General features: G+C 57.0%; 12 protein-coding genes and 1 tRNA gene. 4 read left to right on the top strand and 9 right to left on the bottom strand.

The annotated features are described in order from the left end of the window. The first annotated feature begins 248 nt into the window (after positions 1-248). Positions 249-2,303 (top strand): DUF4965 domain-containing protein, encoded by a 2,055-nt coding sequence (locus LAP85_12395; GenBank protein ID MBZ5497195.1) that lies wholly within the window; start codon positions 249-251, stop codon positions 2,301-2,303. Between the two features lie 133 nt (positions 2,304-2,436). Here LAP85_12395 and LAP85_12390 read toward each other — a convergent pair whose 3' ends face one another. Continuing rightward, positions 2,437-3,027 carry a DNA-3-methyladenine glycosylase I gene (locus tag LAP85_12390; GenBank protein ID MBZ5497194.1) on the bottom strand — a complete coding sequence of 197 codons (591 nt, stop codon included), beginning with the start codon at positions 3,025-3,027 and terminating at the stop codon, positions 2,437-2,439. Between the two features lie 298 nt (positions 3,028-3,325). Between LAP85_12390 and LAP85_12385 the strand changes: the two genes are divergently transcribed. Then, positions 3,326-4,252 (top strand): hypothetical protein, encoded by a 927-nt coding sequence (locus LAP85_12385; protein MBZ5497193.1) that lies wholly within the window; start codon positions 3,326-3,328, stop codon positions 4,250-4,252. Between the two features lie 43 nt (positions 4,253-4,295). Here the strand turns inward: LAP85_12385 and LAP85_12380 are convergent, their stop codons facing one another. Further along, positions 4,296-6,647, bottom strand: coding sequence for a DUF5110 domain-containing protein (locus LAP85_12380; protein MBZ5497192.1), 2,352 nt, complete (start codon positions 6,645-6,647; stop codon positions 4,296-4,298). A gap of 384 nt (positions 6,648-7,031) precedes the next feature. Here LAP85_12380 and LAP85_12375 point away from each other — a divergent pair, with 384 nt between their 5' ends. Continuing rightward, positions 7,032-8,765 carry a glutamine--tRNA ligase/YqeY domain fusion protein gene (locus tag LAP85_12375; GenBank protein ID MBZ5497191.1) on the top strand — a complete coding sequence of 578 codons (1,734 nt, stop codon included), beginning with the start codon at positions 7,032-7,034 and terminating at the stop codon, positions 8,763-8,765. Positions 8,766-8,997: 232 nt separating this feature from the next. After that, positions 8,998-9,071, top strand: a tRNA-Gln gene (locus LAP85_12370). 91 nt (positions 9,072-9,162) lie between these two features. On the opposite strand, the gene LAP85_12365 is transcribed toward LAP85_12370, so the two are convergent. The 7 genes from LAP85_12365 to LAP85_12335 form a co-directional block, all read right to left on the bottom strand. Continuing rightward, positions 9,163-10,575, bottom strand: a complete 1,413-nt coding sequence (locus LAP85_12365) for a B12-binding domain-containing radical SAM protein (protein MBZ5497190.1) — start codon at positions 10,573-10,575, stop codon at positions 9,163-9,165. An 88-nt stretch (positions 10,576-10,663) separates the two neighbouring features. Beyond that, on the bottom strand, positions 10,664-12,181 hold the full coding sequence (locus tag LAP85_12360) for a radical SAM protein (protein MBZ5497189.1): 1,518 nt from the start codon (positions 12,179-12,181) through the stop codon (positions 10,664-10,666). A gap of 278 nt (positions 12,182-12,459) precedes the next feature. Further along, positions 12,460-12,663 (bottom strand): AAA family ATPase, encoded by a 204-nt coding sequence (locus LAP85_12355; protein MBZ5497188.1) that lies wholly within the window; start codon positions 12,661-12,663, stop codon positions 12,460-12,462. Positions 12,664-12,744: 81 nt separating this feature from the next. Next, positions 12,745-13,161, bottom strand: coding sequence for a hypothetical protein (locus tag LAP85_12350; GenBank protein ID MBZ5497187.1), 417 nt, complete (start codon positions 13,159-13,161; stop codon positions 12,745-12,747). 16 nt (positions 13,162-13,177) lie between these two features. Further along, complete coding sequence (locus tag LAP85_12345; GenBank protein ID MBZ5497186.1) at positions 13,178-13,579, bottom strand: RidA family protein; 402 nt, start codon at positions 13,577-13,579, stop codon at positions 13,178-13,180. A 212-nt stretch (positions 13,580-13,791) separates the two neighbouring features. Further along, the gene (locus tag LAP85_12340; GenBank protein MBZ5497185.1) at positions 13,792-14,946 is read right to left on the bottom strand and encodes an FAD-binding oxidoreductase; all 1,155 of its coding nucleotides are present in this window, start codon (positions 14,944-14,946) and stop codon (positions 13,792-13,794) included. Continuing rightward, on the bottom strand, positions 14,939-17,032 hold the full coding sequence (locus tag LAP85_12335; protein ID MBZ5497184.1) for an FAD-dependent oxidoreductase: 2,094 nt from the start codon (positions 17,030-17,032) through the stop codon (positions 14,939-14,941). Before LAP85_12335 ends, LAP85_12340 begins: the two co-directional genes overlap by 8 nt. Between the last annotated feature and the right edge of the window lie 149 nt (positions 17,033-17,181).

Raw genomic sequence — 17,181 nt, 5'->3', positions numbered from 1 at the left:
CCAGGGGGGCGCAGAGTATTTTCGCGTGTGCATGACTTTTCTCCGCGACCTTTGCGTTGATCTTTTTTTGCTTCTCTTGCCTGAATGGCAAGAATCTGTAGCTAAGTTGTACGAAACACACGAAACGGTTTCGTGAGTTTCGTGGTTCCGGGAGGCGATTTGTCAACGAGCCCTGCGTTGAGGAATTCAGGTCGCGGTTATCCCGTGACCTGGCTTGTGCGGTTCGCATTGTTCAAAGAGGCGCCAAAATGAAGGAATCGTTTCTCACTTGTATCCTCTTTATCTTCGCCTGCATTGGTAGCGCTCAGGTCCAGACATCGGCGCCCTTCCGGCCGCCCGCGGTTCCGCTGGTCGCTCACGACCCGTATTTCAGCATATGGTCCCCTTACAACCTGTTGACCGAAGGCCCAACCACACACTGGACGGGAACCGCGCAGTCGATGTCGGGCATGGTCAGCATCGACGGCAGGCCGTTTCAGATCATGGGCGCCGCAGGCCGTGGTAATCCGGTGATGAAGCAGACGGAGATGGAGGTGCTGCCGACACGCACGATTTACCAGTTCGACGCCGAAGGGGTCCACATCACCCTGACGTTCATGACGCCGGCACTTCCCGATGACCTGGAGATTCTTTCACGCCCGGTCACTTACCTGATCTGGAATGTGCGCTCAACCGACAGCCGCAATCACAAAGTGTCGCTGTATTTCCACTGCGCGGTTCAGCTCGCCGTCAACATGCCCGACCAGCAGGTGGTCTGGTCGCGTGCCAAGGTGGGCGATCTCGACGTGCTTCGAGCGGGGTCCCGCGAACAACCGGTGCTCGCCAAATCCGGCGACAATCTCCGCATCGACTGGGGCTACCTCTATGTGGCGGGTGCGCGGCAGGAGGTCAGCAGTTCGGCGATCACGAGCGACCGCGCCGCACGCACCGAGTTTATGAAGAGCAGTTCCCTTCCCGGCTCCGACGACCTCGACATGCCCCGGGCCGCCGGTGACCGGACGCCGGTGCTGGCATTTACCTTCAATCTGGGAGAAGTCGGAGCGAACCCGGTATCACGCCACCTGATGGTGGCCTATGACGATCTCTACTCCATCGAGTATTTCAACCGCAGGCTCCGCCCCTACTGGCGCAGGAACGGGATGGACGCGGCGGCCTTGCTGCAAGCGGCGCACCAGGACTATGCCGGCTTGACGGAACGCTGCCGGAAACTCGACGCGCAGCTTGCCGCCGATCTGCGCCAGGCAGGAGGCGAGGAGTACGCCCGCATCGCATCCCTGGCCTACCGGCAAACCGTAGCCGCCCACAAGCTGGTCGCCGATATCGACGGCACGCCGCTGCTTTTTTCCAAGGAGAATTTCAGCAACGGCTGCATCGATACCGTGGATGTCACCTATCCATCCTCGCCGTTCTTCCTTGTGTTTAACCCACAGTTGTTGAAGGGGCAGCTCATACCGATCCTCGAGTACGCGAGCCTTCCTCGCTGGCGCTTCCCCTTCGCGCCCCATGACCTCGGCACTTACCCACTCGCCAATGGCCAGGTGTACGGGGGACGGGAGCAGAGCGAGGACAATCAAATGCCGGTCGAAGAGAGCGGCAACATGCTCTTGATGATCACTGCCCTTGCGAAAAAAGATGGCAATGCGAACTTCGCGATCAAGTATTGGCCCGTGCTTGCCAAGTGGGCCACCTATCTGCGCGAGAAAGGCCTCGACCCGGAAAATCAGCTCTGCACCGACGATTTTGCAGGACATCTTGCCCACAACACCAATCTATCGTTGAAGGCCATTCTTGCCCTCGGAGGTTACGCCACGCTTTGCGATATGGCCGGGCGCAAGGATGAGGCGGTCGCGTTTCGCAAGACCGCTGAGGACATGGCTGCCAGGTGGCAGCAGATGGCAAGCGACGGAGATCACTACCGGCTCACGTTCGACAGGGCCGACACCTGGAGCCAGAAATACAATCTGGTATGGGACCGGCTGTTAGGGCTGAATCTGTTTCCGGCTGAGGTCGCCCGCCGGGAGATTTCCTATTACAAGACCAGACTGAACAAGTTCGGTTTGCCGCTCGACCTGCGCAAGGATTACACCAAGCTGGATTGGGAACTCTGGACCGCTACGCTCGCGGACAACCCGATGGACTTCGCTGCCCTTGTCGGTCCCATCTACCGCTGGGTGATCGAGTCTCCCGATCGGGTTCCTCTGACCGATTGGTATGCAACCTCGGACGGCAAGAAACAGGGATTTCAGGCGCGCTCCGTCGTCGGAGGCATCTTCATCAAACTTCTCGCCGAGAAAACCAGATAATACACAAGATCGGAAATACGCCGGTTCCACAGCTTTCTCGACCTAGGTAGTACCCCCTGACTGACAAGAGTGCTTCCGCATCTCGGGTTCTGCGTCACCGCTGCCTTGATGAAAATCGAGAGTGTCTGATTCTCTACTCGTCATTGAGATGACACAGCTCATCATGACGGAAGCACCCGACGATGTGGTCATTCACCATGCCGGTAGCCTGCATGTGCGCGTAAATAATCGTCGAGCCGACAAACTTGAAGCCGCGTTTCTTCATGTCGGCGCTGATGACATCGGATAGGTCCGTCCATGCCGGCAATTCCGAGAGCTTCTGGAATCGGTTGTGAATCGGCCGGCCGCCGACAAATCCCCAGATATAGCGATCGAAGGTTTTGAATTCTCCCTGCACTTCCAGGAACCGTCTCGCGTTGTGGATGGCAGCCAGAATCTTCAGCCGGTTGCGGATGACGCCAGGATCCGCCAGCAGCCGTGCGACCTCGCGATCGCCATAGCAAGCGACCTTTACCGGATCGAATCTTTGGAAGGTTTTGCGGAAGTTCTCCCGTTTGTGCAGGATCGTCCTCCAGCTCAACCCGGCCTGCATTCCTTCCAGAATCAGGAATTCGAACAACTGCCGGTCGTCGTGCAGCGGCACACCCCACTCGCGATCGTGATACTCCAACATGAGCTCATCATCGCCCAGCCAGGCGCAGCGCCGCTTCCCGTCGCTCTTCATGGACAAATCAAAACACAAAGACCGCTAATAGCTCAAAGAAATAATTCCTTGCAGGTCGTGCCGGCACGTGGGATTGCCGACCGCCTCGGCGCTAAGCTGAAAGCACGGCATCCTCACCGCCTCAGTTTGGCGCTTCCGCCTGCCGGCTGGTTTTCTGTAATCCCTTGGAATTGGAGGGGATTGTGTCGGTGCTCGATGCATTGAACCTTTTGCCTCCACGGTGGATCATATTATTCGGAGCCCGAAGAAGCTGCCTCAGGAACTGTTGAGGCTGCTCGTAAATAGAAGGAAAATGAATATGAAACGCCAAATCTTATTCTGCGGGTTGGCCTTAGCGGCATGCCTCGTTGCCTTGCCATTGTCGGCGGCGCAGAGACAGCCGGGCGAGCCCGCCGCTACCGTTCAGCAGGGGGCCGGAGAGAATACACCCCCTTCAAGCCAGCAGGTTTCTCCCACGTTGACCTTGCCGGTGGGGACCCTGATTACCGTGCGAACCACACAGTTATTGTCGAGCGATCGAAACCAGCCGGGTGATGGCTTCACTGCCGTGCTGGAGCAGCCGCTCGTTGCCCAGGGTTGGGTGGTGTCAAGGCGAGGACAGACCGTGATCGGCCGGGTTGCCGCGGCCCAGAAGGCCGGCCGGGTGTCCGGTGTTTCCCAGCTGGCAGTGGAGTTGGACGAACTGGTCCTGGTGGATGGTCAGCAGTTGCCCATCCGAACCCAATTGATACAGAGTTCAGCCGGCCCGTCGCGCGGACAGGATGCGGGAGCCATCGCGGCCACAACCGGTATCGGTGCCGCCATTGGTGCCGCAGCCGGAGGGGGAGAGGGAGCCGCGATCGGAGCAGCCGCAGGTGCTGCCGCCGGGATAGCCGGTGTCCTGACCACACGCGGGCATGCTACCGAACTCCCACCAGAGACCGTGTTGACCTTCCGCCTGGAGGAGCAGCTCGCCATCGATACCCAGCAGAGCCAGCAGGCGTTCCGGCCGGTAACACCCCAGGACTATCCGGATCACGGCAGGCCGCAAACCTCGGAGCGCTACCCTGCTGCCCGTGTCTATTCATCTCCCCCGCCCTACTATTACGGGCCCTATGACTGGTACGGCTACTATCCGCCTTATGGGTATCCCGGATTTTATGGGTTCTATGGTTACGGTTTTGGGCCGCGCTTCTTCGTGGCCCCCAGGGTGTTTATCGGCCGGGGATTTGGCCGCCGCCGCTAGACTGATTCGGGGACAGCGCCATTCGTGACTGTCCCCGAGTTTGTTACGGCATCGTGACCCGTACCGTAAAGCCGGCGGTCAGGGGTTGCGGCTTTACTTTGATATGCAGCACGCCGCGGCGGTCTCCGGCGTCGAAGAACCAGCCTTCGGGGGCGGCGTTAAATTCTGCTCTGACCTTGTCACGGGATGCCCTGTCCGCCGCATTGGTTTCAAAACCCGGGAGGGACCTGTCTCCGAGCTTCACGCCCGCAGGTTTTGTCGGGACGTGGACGTCGACAACATAGGAGCGGCTCACCGGCATGTCCTTGTATTGGCCCTTGGCAGCTCCCACTTTGACGGCGACCTGTGCGCCGGCGGCATCGAGAAATTTCGGTGCCTCCACCTCGATCAGCGTTCGGGCAAACGCTCCGTTGCGATATTGCTGCGTCGCGCCGTCATCCTCGTAGAGATTGAAACTCGACTTTCCGGACGGATAGACGTCAACCGTCACCGGATCTTTGGCTTTTTCGCGGTCGTGGAGCATCTCCGGATACATGGGGATGATCGCCCCGGCCTTGACAAACAGCGGCAGCTTATCGAGAGGCGCGGCATAACCGTTCAGAACGACCGGACCGTTGAATTCGGTGCCGTCCCAATAATCAATCCATTTCCCCGCGGGCAGATAGATGTCGTTCCGGACGATGGTGTCTTCATAGACGGGCGCGACCAGGAGCCATTCGCCGCTCATGAGCTGATATTGTGTCCGCTTTGACCAGGTCACCGGATCGTCAGGGAACTCGAGGACCATCGCACGCACGGCCGGCACTCCGGTATCATGGGCTTCGCGGGTGTAAGTATAGATGTAGGGCGTGAGCCGCATCTTGAGTTTCAGGTATTTGCGGTTGGCGGTTGTGTAGGGCTCACCGAAGATCCAGGGCTGTTTCATGAGGTTGGTTTGCTTCGACCAGCCGCTGATGATCATCAGGACCGGGGTAAAGCACTTCCACTGCAGGTCACGGACCTGGGTCTGCGCGCTGCCGCCGAAGATCCCGTCCACGTCGCCCGTCGCCGCGTTGAATCCCGACAGGCCCGCGCCGAGCACGGTAGGGATGTGGAAGCGGATGTATTCCCAGTTGCCGGATTGGTCGCCCGACCAGATCGTGGCATAGCGCTGAGCGCCTGACCAGGCACAGGTTGTCCAAACGAAGCCGCGTGCATCGGCGTTCTTTTCGATGCCTTCATAAGCATCGCGCATGCCGTTGAGGGCGAACTGGTACCCACGCCCGACCCACGCCACGTCGAGCTTCATGACCCGCGAGCCGAGCGCGCCTACTTCATTGGCGACGCGATCAAGCCCCTTTTCAGTCCAGAGCCCGGTGTAGAACCCGCGCTTGTGGAGCTCCTGGATCGTGGTGTCGAGCTCGACGTAGCCGCAGCCGTAACCGTCGTTGGGCAGGATCCAGCCTCCCGGCATGTCGTTTGCGCGATAGACGTCCGCGACCTTCGAGATGACATCCGGCGTCTTCCCCTTTTTGTTGTAACAGTCGGCGTCACCGAACTCGAGCCCCCAGCGCGGTGGGAAAAACGGGCGGCCGGTGATGAGCGTGTAACCGTCGAGAATTTTCTTGAGCGACGGTCCATAGAAATAGTAGCAATCGAACCGCGGCTCATCGTGTGACAGGCTCAGGGGCGAGAGAAAATCATATCTGCCCGGCGTCATGGTGTTGCGGAAAGCGCCGTAGCCCGCCGTGCTCATGTAAAAAGGCGCCGGGTTCGGGGTCGTGCCGTCGCCCCAGCCGCGGGTATTGAGCCGGATGTTGACGGACGTGTCCCGGTGGGAAAAGTAACCGTTCTGCATGCCGCCGCCATAGAAGTTCTCGCTTTCTCCGCGCCTCAGGGTTTGGACGGTCGAAGGCCCATAGGTCAGCGGGCGGGTCTCCTGCCAGATGACGGTTGAATTGTCTTGGTCGAAGAGGGCGAACTTCAAAGGCCTCTTATAAACACGCAGCACGCACTGCCTGCTCTCCAGCCTGTAGTACTCGCCGGCATCCCTCCACGGCACCGGCACCGCGGGTCCTTTATAAACGACGATCTGCGCATCTTCCGGCGCCGGCTGCGCTTCGGTAAAAGTGCCGTCCGGCCCCACCCGGATCCTGAAAATGTCGTCGCGGTAGAAGATTACCCGGACCTGGTCCGAACCGGCGGCGATATTGAAAAAGTTGTCCTTGGCTTCAAAGTTCGTGACGTCTCCGAGCGTGATGCTTCTCCCGCGCGGTTGCGCCTGGCGCGCGCCCGCGCCCAGCTGGCCCGGCAGCGGCGCCGTCTGTCCCTGCCCGGACTCCTGGGAGGACTGCGCCCACGACAATTGAAGACCTATAAAAATCGAGCCGATCACAAGAAATCTTCTATGATTCATCTTCTAAGTACTCCTTGGCCGGGTTTGCGGGTTTATGAGAATGAAAGTCAGCGTGAGCTATTTCTATCTTGGGAGTGCCCGGGGCGCAAGCAGAAAAATCCAAAACCACGAAATTCGCCCAACCCCACACATGAGCTCGTTCCTTCTGCTCCGAAAATAGACGAATCGGTATCGCAATCGCTATCACCATCGCAATCGGAACTCTTAGCCGGCAAAAGCCGATAGCGACCTCCATAGCGATTGCGATACCGATGTTCACCAACCGGATAACATGAGCTTTTCATGCATCGCAGGGTGCGCCACGGCGCATGGGGAACTGTTCCGGGTATCCCCGGGTTTCTGCCGGGTCGCGGGCACGAGCCGCATATGCTATCATCCCATCCCATGGAAACGAGGAATATCGAAGAGAATGACGGCAAGCCGAACGAAAAATCTTTGGACTTTATCCGGATTATCATCGAAGCGGACCTGAAGGCCGGCAAGAACAATGGCCGCGTCGCCACACGATTCCCTCCGGAGCCGAACGGCTACCTGCACATCGGCCATGCCAAATCCATCTGCCTGAACTTCGGCATTGCCGCCCGGTACGGGGGCACCTGCAATCTTCGGTACGACGACACCAATCCCACCAAGGAAGAGGTGGAGTACGTCGATGCCATCCAGGCAGACGTTCACTGGCTTGGTTTTGACTGGGGTGGCCGCCGCTTCTACGCCTCCGACTATTTCGAGCAGCTCTGCCGGTACGCGGTCGAACTCATCAAAAAGGGCAAAGCGTATGTGGACAGTCTCAGCGCGGACGAAATCCGCGAGCATCGCGGCACCCTGACCGAACCAGGCAAGGACAGTCCCTATCGCGACCGCTCGATCGAGGAGAACTTCGACCTTTTCGAGCGCATGCGGGCCGGAGAATTTCCGGATGGGGCGCACGTGCTGCGCGCCAAAATTGACATGGCTTCCCCGAACCTCAACATGCGTGATCCCATCATCTATCGCATCCGTCACGCGGCCCATCACCGGACGGGCGACGAATGGTGCATTTACCCGATGTACGACTTTGCCCACGGCTTATCGGACGCCATCGAAGGAATCACACATTCGATCTGCACGCTGGAGTTCGAGGACCATCGCCCGCTCTACGACTGGTTCCTCGATAATCTGGAGGTGCCCTGCCATCCGCAACAGATCGAGTTCGCGCGCCTCAACCTCAACTACACAGTCATGAGCAAGCGCAAGCTGCTTGAACTGGTTGAGGAGGGCTATGTCAAAGGCTGGGACGATCCGCGCATGCCGACCATCGGGGGAATGCGGCGCCGCGGATACACGCCCGAATCCATTCGCGACTTTTGCGATCGGGTAGGAGTAGCAAAAAAAGAGAACGTGATCGATGTCGCCCTGCTGGAACATGCTGTGCGCGAGGACCTCAATCGGCGTGTCCCCCGGGCCATGTGCGTCCTGCGACCGCTCAGCCTGGTCATCGACAACTACCCGGAGGGCAGAGCCGAGGAAATGGAAGCGGTCAACAATCCCGAGGATCCGGCCGCGGGGAAGCGCAGGGTGCCGTTTTCCAGGGTACTGTATATCGAGCGGGAGGACTTCAGCGAGAATCCGCCTCCGAAATATCACCGCCTGGCTCCGGGACGCACGGTGCGCTTGCGCTATTCTTATCTGGTCACCTGCACAGCCGTGGTGAGGGACGGCAAGGGCGAGGTCGCGGAGGTCCACTGTACCTATCACCCGGAATCCCTGAATCCGAATGCCGAGGGTCTCCCAAAGGCCAAGGCTGCAATACACTGGGTTTCAGCGCCCCACGCCATCGGGGTCGAGGCGCGCCTCTACGAGCGGCTGTTTTCGGTGGAGGACCCCACTGACGAACAGGACGGACGCGACTGGAAATCCCACCTCAATCCCGACTCGTTGGAAGTGCTCGCGGGGTGCCAAGCCGAACCGTCCCTCGCCGGTGCTCAACCTGGAGCCAGGTTCCAGTTTGAACGGATGGGTTACTTTTGCGTTGATCCCGATTCCAGTTCCGGACCTTTGGTATTCAATCGCACGGTAACGTTGAAGGACACCTGGGCCCGCATCCGGCAAGCGCAGCAGACCGCGGGCGCGCAGCGTTAGGACTATGTGCGCACCGGAAACTGCCGGCGACCCTTGCGCCGAGTCTGCCTGCTCCGAAAACAGCGCCTGAAAAACGGAAAGCAGCCATTCGTGAAACTCGCCCCAGCCGTGGCCGCCTTTGAAAGCCTCCATTTTCAGGCGCTTGGGTGCGCCATCGCGCAAGAGGAATGTTCCCTTTTTCGTCACTCAGCGCTTGCAATTCCGGCGCCGTTTTCTTAGCATTAGTGCCTATTGGGAGATCGTTCAACGGTAGGACGGGTGGCTCTGGACCACTTAATCGGGGTTCGAATCCCTGTCTCCCAGCCAATCCTTCTCCGTCATCCCCTAATCCGGTGATTAATAAGAAGTTATCTCGCCGGGTTTGGTGGCTCTTCTGGCGTGAAAGTGCATCTTTTCGTCACAGCCCTTGTTGATTGGGATTCTCACCGTGTTGAAAAACGGTTCTTAATGCTTTCAGGATTTTGAAAATTGTCTTTAAGTCCGCCTTTCCATAATGACCCTTCCTGAAAAGCTCTCCGAGAATCCTCTTGGGCTGCCTGTAGAAACCCATATAGGCTTTCACAAGCATCTTTTCGAGTTCCTTGGAAGGAATGTGCGCAGTTTGAAAGACCGAATGCATCGCATCATAATGGTCCCAGTTTCTATCGGTGATTTTCGCCTCGACCTCATTCCATAGCCCCGTGCCGGGATACGGAGTTAAAATTGAAAATTCGGCGACACCGGGATTAAGAAATTTTGCAAACTGAATCGTCCTTTCGATATCCTGTATTGTCTCCGAAGGTTCGCCCAACAAAAAAGCACCCCAGGTCTCGATATCGTTGCGTCTAAGCAATTCGACGGCCTTCACTGAGACATCAGAAGATGCCTTGCCACCCTTTTTGTATGCCTTGAGAACCCGCTCTGTCGGGCTTTCTATTCCCAAGAACATCTGGCGCACTCCTCCCTTAGCCATTATCTCCGCAGTTTCCGGATGCTCGATAAGGTGGTCGCCTCTGCCCATAACCCAGTGAACCACCGGCAGCCCATGTTCGATAAGGGCACCAAACAACTCAACGAGCCTGCTGTTATCATAGTTGACTATGTCGTCGGCTATAAGAATGTTTTCAGCATTACCACATGTAACCACTTCTTCTATTTCCTTTACGACATTTTCCACGGACCGGGTACGAAAATGCCTGCCGGCTAAATTGCCAACATCGCAAAACTTGCAGTTGTATGGGCAGCCCCGCGAGGTGATAAGCGGATATTCCGTTACCCCGTTTGAATTAGTTTTGCTCTTATTGCTGCGCTGCCAATTGACGTCACGGAGCGGAAACGGGATATCGTCAAGGTTCTGAATAAACGGGCGGTCCGGGTTATGAAGCACTCTATGGGAGCCTTCGTCGATCCAGGATAATCCCAGGATCCTGCCTGCGTCGAAATGTCCATTTGAATTCAAACCTTCCAAAAGTTCCACCGAGGTCCATTCGCCCTCCCCCCGGACTACGTAGTCCACAAATCCGCTATTCAATGCTTCTTCCGGACTGCCTGTGGGATGCGGCCCGCCCATCACAACCGTCTTCCCCAGTCCCTTCGCCACTTCAGCAACCGTCAATGCCGAGTTAAATTGCACGGTATTACAGGAAATGCCGACTACATCAGCGCCTGCAAAATCCGGAAGTGTCGTTGGGTCCTCCAAGAGTACGATCTTCACATCGTGGCCAGCTCCCTTCAGAGCTGCGCCGACGTAGGAGATTCCGAGAGGCTGCATTTTCACGCCGGCTAATTCCAACATCGCGCCCCTGTAAGGAGAAACCAACAAGACGTTCATGGCAAATTCGTCCTTTCATTGGCAAAGTCCTGGAGTTGCGTTTGCCCAGGCAATTGTTCTGCAGCAGGATAAAATCGGTCGCAACCTCTCAAGGTCCATTTCTTTTGCTCTCGACCTTGCGGCTTCCACCATCCCGCTCGAGCCCTCTATTACCACAATGGTTGTCACCAATGAATTCTTTCTGCCAAATGTCATCAACTAGTTCGCAAAAATCTCGGTCGTACTTTACCAATCCTTCATAGTAAGCTGGATCTTCCAGAGCTATCGCGGCGTTGGGATCCACAGCCGACGGTTTGGTCTCTTCGAGGAGGTTGTGGGTAAACTCATAATGGTCCCTGATAATGCAAGGCATAATGAAATTACCGACTTCTTTGCCACGCTTCGCCAAACCATACTCGCGCTGCCAGGCTCTTATTCTGACCATCAAGTCGGACTTCAGCGCGTCATTCACATTCCCTCCCCGCGCATAGATTTCCTTTATATTATTCACCGCATACGGGAAAAACACGCAGGGCGGCACATTTCCGTTCCAATCGACATAAACATAGCCGCGCGCGCGGCCTGCTGCCATACATCCTTCAGAGTACACGCCGCCGTTCCAGAAGTCAGGGAAAAACACATGCTTCTCGTGGATGAAATGTTTTTCTCTTTCAAACATCCACTTCCTCTGGCCAGGAGTCACCATTAAATCGAGATTCTGATGCCGACCGATAGGCATATACTGGAAAATCCAACCATATATGGCACCCTGGTCGTCAAAATAAAAATCCACAAATTCATCCGCCAATATTTTCTCGGCATTGTCTCTCGTGGCAGTGACCGAGATGCCGAAAGGTACGCCTACCTCTCTCAGATTGGCCATCGCCTGGAGGATTTTGAGGTAGACGCCCTTACCACGTCTTTCGTCCGTTTCGGCTTCAAATCCCTCCACGGAAATTGCTGGAGTAAGGTTGCCGACGTCAGCCATGTTTTTTGCCATGTCTTTGTCGATCAGCGTACCGTTCGTGTACATCATGAAATAATTGTCAGGATGATCACGACATAAGTCGAGGATGCCTTTGCCGTCCGACTTCCAGAGCAGCGGCTCGCCTCCGGATATGGCGGTGAAGAACGAGGTCCACAGCTCCGTCTTCTCGTTCACTATTCTGCTGACCGTTTCATAGTCGAGCTTTTCAGCGGACTGTCCCGCGCTGGCAGCGTAGCATCCTGTACATGTCAAGTTGCATTTCTTACCGGGGCTGATGGTTATCCATCCGGGTGGCTCATAGCCAAATTCTTTCAAAAAGTCTCTTTTACTTTTCTCTTCGCGGGAATTTTTGTTTTCAAGAAAGACTCTACCGACAAAAACATCGACGAGCTTTTTCCTCACTGATGCAGAGATGTTCCGGTTGGTTAATGCCTTTTCGAGCGAGCGAACCAAATTAAACAATATGGAATACCTCTCGTATCTGATGTTACTCGTGTACGAATCGTCTTCTTCAACTATCTTCGCATAAATATACTTTCGCGCATAGTTGACTGCACGCCTTCTCAGCACGCTGTTTCCCAATATGAAGTTGATAACGTGCGGTGCAGCCTTTCTGAATTGACGATCAAAAGGTGGCATGATTCCCCCCAATTTTGTGTAAGTTGGCTCGACGGAGAGGATTCATCCTCTTATGGTCCGCTTTGGTTTGCCTGCACTCGTTCATGGACTTAAAAAAATGCTGCAGCCTATCTATGTTCTGAAGTTTTCAGCTGACATGGCCGGTTGGCGATCCCGTGGGGCAAGCAAAGATGGCCTTTGCGAGCACCTGGCATCGGAAAAATGAGCGCGCATACTGAATGACCGCAACCCGAGAACAAAATGGCCGCTTGAGCAAACACTTTATTAAAATGCCATAATTATACCACATATCGTTCCACGTCGGCAGGTGACGCCACGTTGGCATGTGGTGCCACGGTGGCGACTTGCGATGCTGGGAACCGATTGATGGCGGCGATGGTCTTGAGTAACTGATTCGTACCAGGCAGGGCAAAGCGTGAGCAGTCGATGGGAATCACTGCGGTGTCGGAGACGATGAGGGCATCCACCCTTGCTGATCGCATGGCGTCAGCTGCCGATCTTCAGCAGCGCCTCCCGCGTCGGGCCGTGGCGCACTTCCCCATCGTGGGTGATTACGGCGCCACTCAGAATTGCATCGCTCCAATCGAGCTGGAACGCATGGTTTTTCCAGCGGTGGCAAAGGCTGTGATCTTCCTGGCCGCCAGAGCACGGACGGCCTCGAGATTTCGCGCGGGAACGAGCGTCGTGACCAGCACGGCGCCGTTTCTCATCAAATCGACTTCAGGACGGCCGGCGGCCGTATTCATTCCCGGCGGATGGACTTTCAATATCATATCGGCGCCGGCTAACAGAGTGCCGGCATCCGGCATCAAAATGGCACCTGCTTCCTTAAAGGCTGCATCGGGGAAATACGCTTCAAGTCCCGCCCCGATCTCGACCCAAACCTCCATGCCTGCCTGGATCAACTTCTTGCAGGAGCCCGGAACCAGAGCCACGCGACGTTCGCCGGGCCATGTTTCCTTGGGAATGGCGACTTTCATTTCTGCGCAGATTCCATCAAGAAGCGACGACGGCATCCGCTTCGAGTTCCACGATTGCGGCAGGATCCGCGAGTGCCGAAACCTCAACCATTGTCGTGGCCGGCCTGACATCACCGAGCTTCTCGGCATGGACACGGCCAACCTCTTCCCAGAGTTGGATATCGGTGATATAGATCCGGGTGCGGATGATGTCGGTCCGGCTGCCACCCAACGCTTCTATCGCCGCGCACACGATCCCCAGCGCCAGGCGCATCTGTTCCGAGGCGGCCGGCGGGCAGGTGCCGTCAGGCCTCAAACCGATCGTGCCTGTGACTGCGATCCAATTTCCCGCCCGGACAGCCCTGCTGTACCCGACTATCGGTTCCCAGCGCGTGCCCGTCGACACAACCCGTCTTCCCGCGACAGTGCTCACTGCCATTACTCTTGCCATGGCTCACCTCTCCTCGCCTAGAGATCACCTCTCAGATCCCTGTCATCAAGAAGGTCCACCACCGGAGGTCTGAATGTCAACTGGCATTAACTGTTCGTTGATATTAATTATATTCCATCAGATTGGGTATGAATTTTATAGAGGGCGCCACAAGTTTATGCGCACGACTAGTGGTCCCGCGATATGAATCCTGTATTTATCTATTTCAATGCCTCCATTCCCGAGAAATCCCGATAGGGATCAAAACTCTTCAGAATGCGCCGGTCATCATCGTCGACCTCTCCTGCCACCATACGCGCAATCAGTTCACCAAGCCCGGGTCCGAGCATGAAGCCCTGGCCGCACATGCCGATGGCGTGGATAAAGCCAGGCAGCTCCCTGCTGCTGCCGACGATGGGGAAACCATCGGGCGTGTTGGGATACTGGCCGCGCCAGGCCCGGCGCACCTTCAGGTTGGCCAGGCGCGGATACAGACTGACCATCCGCTTGGCCACCATGGGGAAAAACTCAGACGTTGAATCGCTGTCCGCACCGTAGATCGCAGGATCCGGGGTTATGCAGAACACCACTTGGCCTTCGAAGTTCTGGTAGAAGTAATAATTCTTCGAGTCCATCGACGGACGCATGTCTACAACCATGGGTCCGAAAAACCGCCGCACCGGTTCACTGATCGCCGCTTCATGGCAGTCGGGCCGGATCAGGTACTCCTGTCCAACGAGGGAAGCAATTTCGGCACCTTCATTGCCGGCAGCATTCACAACGGTGGCGCTGCTATAGGCGCCCTTGTCGGTGATCACTTCGAAACCGTTCCCGTTCCTGGAGTGAATGGCCGTCACCTTTTCGTTGAAACGGTATCGGGCGCCGCATTCCAGGCTTTTAAAGTAGAAGGCATTTACTGCCATCAGGGGAGAGGCGCTGCCATCTCCGGGGGAATAGGTGGCTCCGCGCAGGCCGTCCATGTTGATGCCCGGCACCAGTTCGTTGTATTCCCCGGGTGAAACCCAGCGGATGTCCAGACCGTGGGAATGCTGGATTTCCATCAGCTCCTTGAGCTTCTTCTCGTCCTCTACGGTGTAGGCCGGGTAACTGTAGCCGTTGCGAAGCCATCCGATATGGCGGCCGTGAAGCTCCTCCCAATTCGCAAAAATCTCGATGCTGCGGAGGCAGATCCGGATTTTTGCGAAATCGGAGTGCGTGGCACGGATGCCGCCGATCGCCTTTTTGTTGTTTCCCTGCCCCGTTGACGGACACGGTTCGAGCACCAGCGTCGACAGTCTTTTCCCGGCGAGAGCCATCGCCGCGGGGATGCCGACGGAACCTGCCCCAATGACGATCACATCATAGCTCTCAGCCATTGCGCTCTCCCTCATCCACACCGGCCAGAATGCCGAACGGCACTTCCACAAAGACGGGCCGTCTGGTATTCCCCGTCACGCGTTCCATGGGAATACCCTCTTGCCGTAAAACAGTCTTGATGATGGCCTCGCAGGTTTTGCTGCCGCAGGCTCCCATGCCGGCGCGCGTCACGGCTTTGATCTGGTTGATATCGGTGATTCCCATTCTCACCAGGTCACGGACTTCACCGACGGTGACGCGTTCACACAGGCAAAGCTTGGCACCATCCCCGTCCTCCTCAGCACGAAGCCCTGCCGGCAGAGGCGTGGTCAGCGCCTCGTCCTGGATGCGGAAAGAGACGGCTTTCCTGGCCAGCGGTCTCGGCACCCGGATTTTGACGAGCTGGGTCCTGCTCTTTTTGTTGTTCAGAACTGCGCTGACTTCCATTTCGCCGAGAAAATCACCGTTGATGTCGACCGCTTTGACTCTGTCACCTTTCCTAACCACGAAGTTGGAGACCTCGTACGGCACCGTGACCTCTGGAAACTCCTGGTCCCTGCGGTAATCCAGCAGGGTGATCGCCAGCCCCGGACAGATCGTGACGCATTTGAGACAGCCGCTACATCCGCCTTCGCCGCCTGTGTAGATCGGGAGCCCCATCAGAGGGTCCCCTTCGATGCAGATCGATTCTGTCGGGCAGACGGTGGTGCAGGGATTGCATGGTATTTCCTGCAGGCAGTGAAGCATGGGCATCACGCCGGTTTCCCTTTCGGGAATCTTCTGTTCATGGATCGGCCCGGGATGCGACTTGAGAACTTCCGCCTTGGCATGCCAGCTCTCCGGGATCCCGGCCGCATTCGCCCCCAGTTCCCGGGCGATCGTCAGACCGGCAATCCTGCCGTTGAACATGGCCGAGGAAGCCTCGGCGATTTCGAGGGCGTCGCCTGCCCCATAAACCGGAATGCCGGCGCTGCGGGCTTCCTGGGTGAATTCATCAATTGGATTCAATCCGACCGCAATCAGGATCGTGTCGCAGGCAAACGTTTTTTCGGTGCCGCGAACCGGATGGAAATCACTGTCGACCTCGACGATCGTCACCGACTCGACTCTCTCCCGGCCGTTCGCCGCTTGAATGGTGTGGGAGGTGTAGATGGGCACACCGAGCCTCTTCAGCTTGTCGGCATGCACCTTGTAGCCTCCGCACTGCGGCAGGACTTCGGCGAGTCCCACCACGCCGATCCCCGCCTGGAGGGCGTGGTAGCCTGCGATCAGGCCCACGTTGCCACCGCCCAGGATGAAAAGCTTCTCGGACGGCCGCACCAGATCGCGATTGGCAAGCGTCTGGAAGGCACCGGCGCCATAGATCCCGACCAGGCTGTTGCCGGAAAAACTCAGGAACTTTTCGCGGGCGCCGGCGGCATTGAGAATGATCCTGGGCGTGACCAGCTTGTAGCTGCCGTCTTTGAGAATTCCGACCTTCTTGTCTTTAAAAATAAAAATTGCCGTGCTGTTGAGCCAGACGGTGATGTGAGGATCGCTGCCGGCGGTCTCGGCGAGCATCCGGCCGATCCGGCTGCCGCGGGTGCCGGCGTGGGAGTCCTCTACCGATCCGAAAAACTTATGGGTCTGCAGCACCAGTTTGCCGCCCAGTTCATTCTTGTCGTCGACGATCAGCGTCCTGATGCCTCTCTGCCCGAGCTCTATCGCCGCGGATGTTCCGGCCGGGCCGCCTCCGATGACCAGGACATCGGTCCGGATCTGCTCGATATCCTTCAGACCGGGCACTTCGGCGGCCGGCGGCAATTCGGGGAGACCGTCCACGGTCTCGACAATCATGTTTTCCCTGACGGCAGTCATGCACGACTTTACCGGGATCCCGTTCGCCATCACGGTGCACTTGGAGCACTGGCCGTTGGCGCAGAAAATGCCTTGGGCCGTGCCGTCGCGGTGATGACGCCCGAACACCTTGATTCCATTGGCGATCAGCGCCGAGGAGATCATCTCGTTCGGCTTGGCCGTCAGCGGGCTTTTATTCCAGTAGAAGAGGACGTCGGGCCTCTGTTCGACCGGCAGGATGGGGTGTTCGCTGATACGGCCAATCTCCATGTCGACTCCTTGCACGAACGCGATGATCGTGTACCGCCCATGGCAGGCACCCTAAATTACCATAAGAATGCCGACTCGGTCAACCATTTGTAAAAATTCTGTTTCATATTTCTTGACAAACTATTTATAAAGGCAAATATTTAGCAATC

Source organism: Terriglobia bacterium, assembly GCA_020072565.1.
Taxonomy (GTDB): domain Bacteria; phylum Acidobacteriota; class UBA6911; order UBA6911; family UBA6911; genus JAFNAG01.
The sequence above is the reverse complement of the archived record's forward strand: the minus strand, read 5'-3'. Positions and strand labels throughout refer to the sequence as shown.

Excerpts from the sequence above, each read along its gene's own strand:
- LAP85_12395 (MBZ5497195.1), top strand. The coding sequence starts at position 249 with ATGAAGGAATCGTTTCTCACTTGTATCCTCTTTATCTTCGCCTGCATT.
- LAP85_12390 (MBZ5497194.1), bottom strand. The coding sequence starts at position 3,027 with ATGAAGAGCGACGGGAAGCGGCGCTGCGCCTGGCTGGGCGATGATGAG.
- LAP85_12385 (MBZ5497193.1), top strand. The coding sequence starts at position 3,326 with ATGAAACGCCAAATCTTATTCTGCGGGTTGGCCTTAGCGGCATGCCTC.
- LAP85_12380 (MBZ5497192.1), bottom strand. The coding sequence starts at position 6,647 with ATGAATCATAGAAGATTTCTTGTGATCGGCTCGATTTTTATAGGTCTT.
- LAP85_12375 (MBZ5497191.1), top strand. The coding sequence starts at position 7,032 with ATGGAAACGAGGAATATCGAAGAGAATGACGGCAAGCCGAACGAAAAA.
- LAP85_12365 (MBZ5497190.1), bottom strand. The coding sequence starts at position 10,575 with ATGAACGTCTTGTTGGTTTCTCCTTACAGGGGCGCGATGTTGGAATTA.
- LAP85_12360 (MBZ5497189.1), bottom strand. The coding sequence starts at position 12,181 with ATGCCACCTTTTGATCGTCAATTCAGAAAGGCTGCACCGCACGTTATC.
- LAP85_12355 (MBZ5497188.1), bottom strand. The coding sequence starts at position 12,663 with ATGCGATCAGCAAGGGTGGATGCCCTCATCGTCTCCGACACCGCAGTG.
- LAP85_12350 (MBZ5497187.1), bottom strand. The coding sequence starts at position 13,161 with ATGAAAGTCGCCATTCCCAAGGAAACATGGCCCGGCGAACGTCGCGTG.
- LAP85_12345 (MBZ5497186.1), bottom strand. The coding sequence starts at position 13,579 with ATGGCAGTGAGCACTGTCGCGGGAAGACGGGTTGTGTCGACGGGCACG.
- LAP85_12340 (MBZ5497185.1), bottom strand. The coding sequence starts at position 14,946 with ATGGCTGAGAGCTATGATGTGATCGTCATTGGGGCAGGTTCCGTCGGC.
- LAP85_12335 (MBZ5497184.1), bottom strand. The coding sequence starts at position 17,032 with ATGGAGATTGGCCGTATCAGCGAACACCCCATCCTGCCGGTCGAACAG.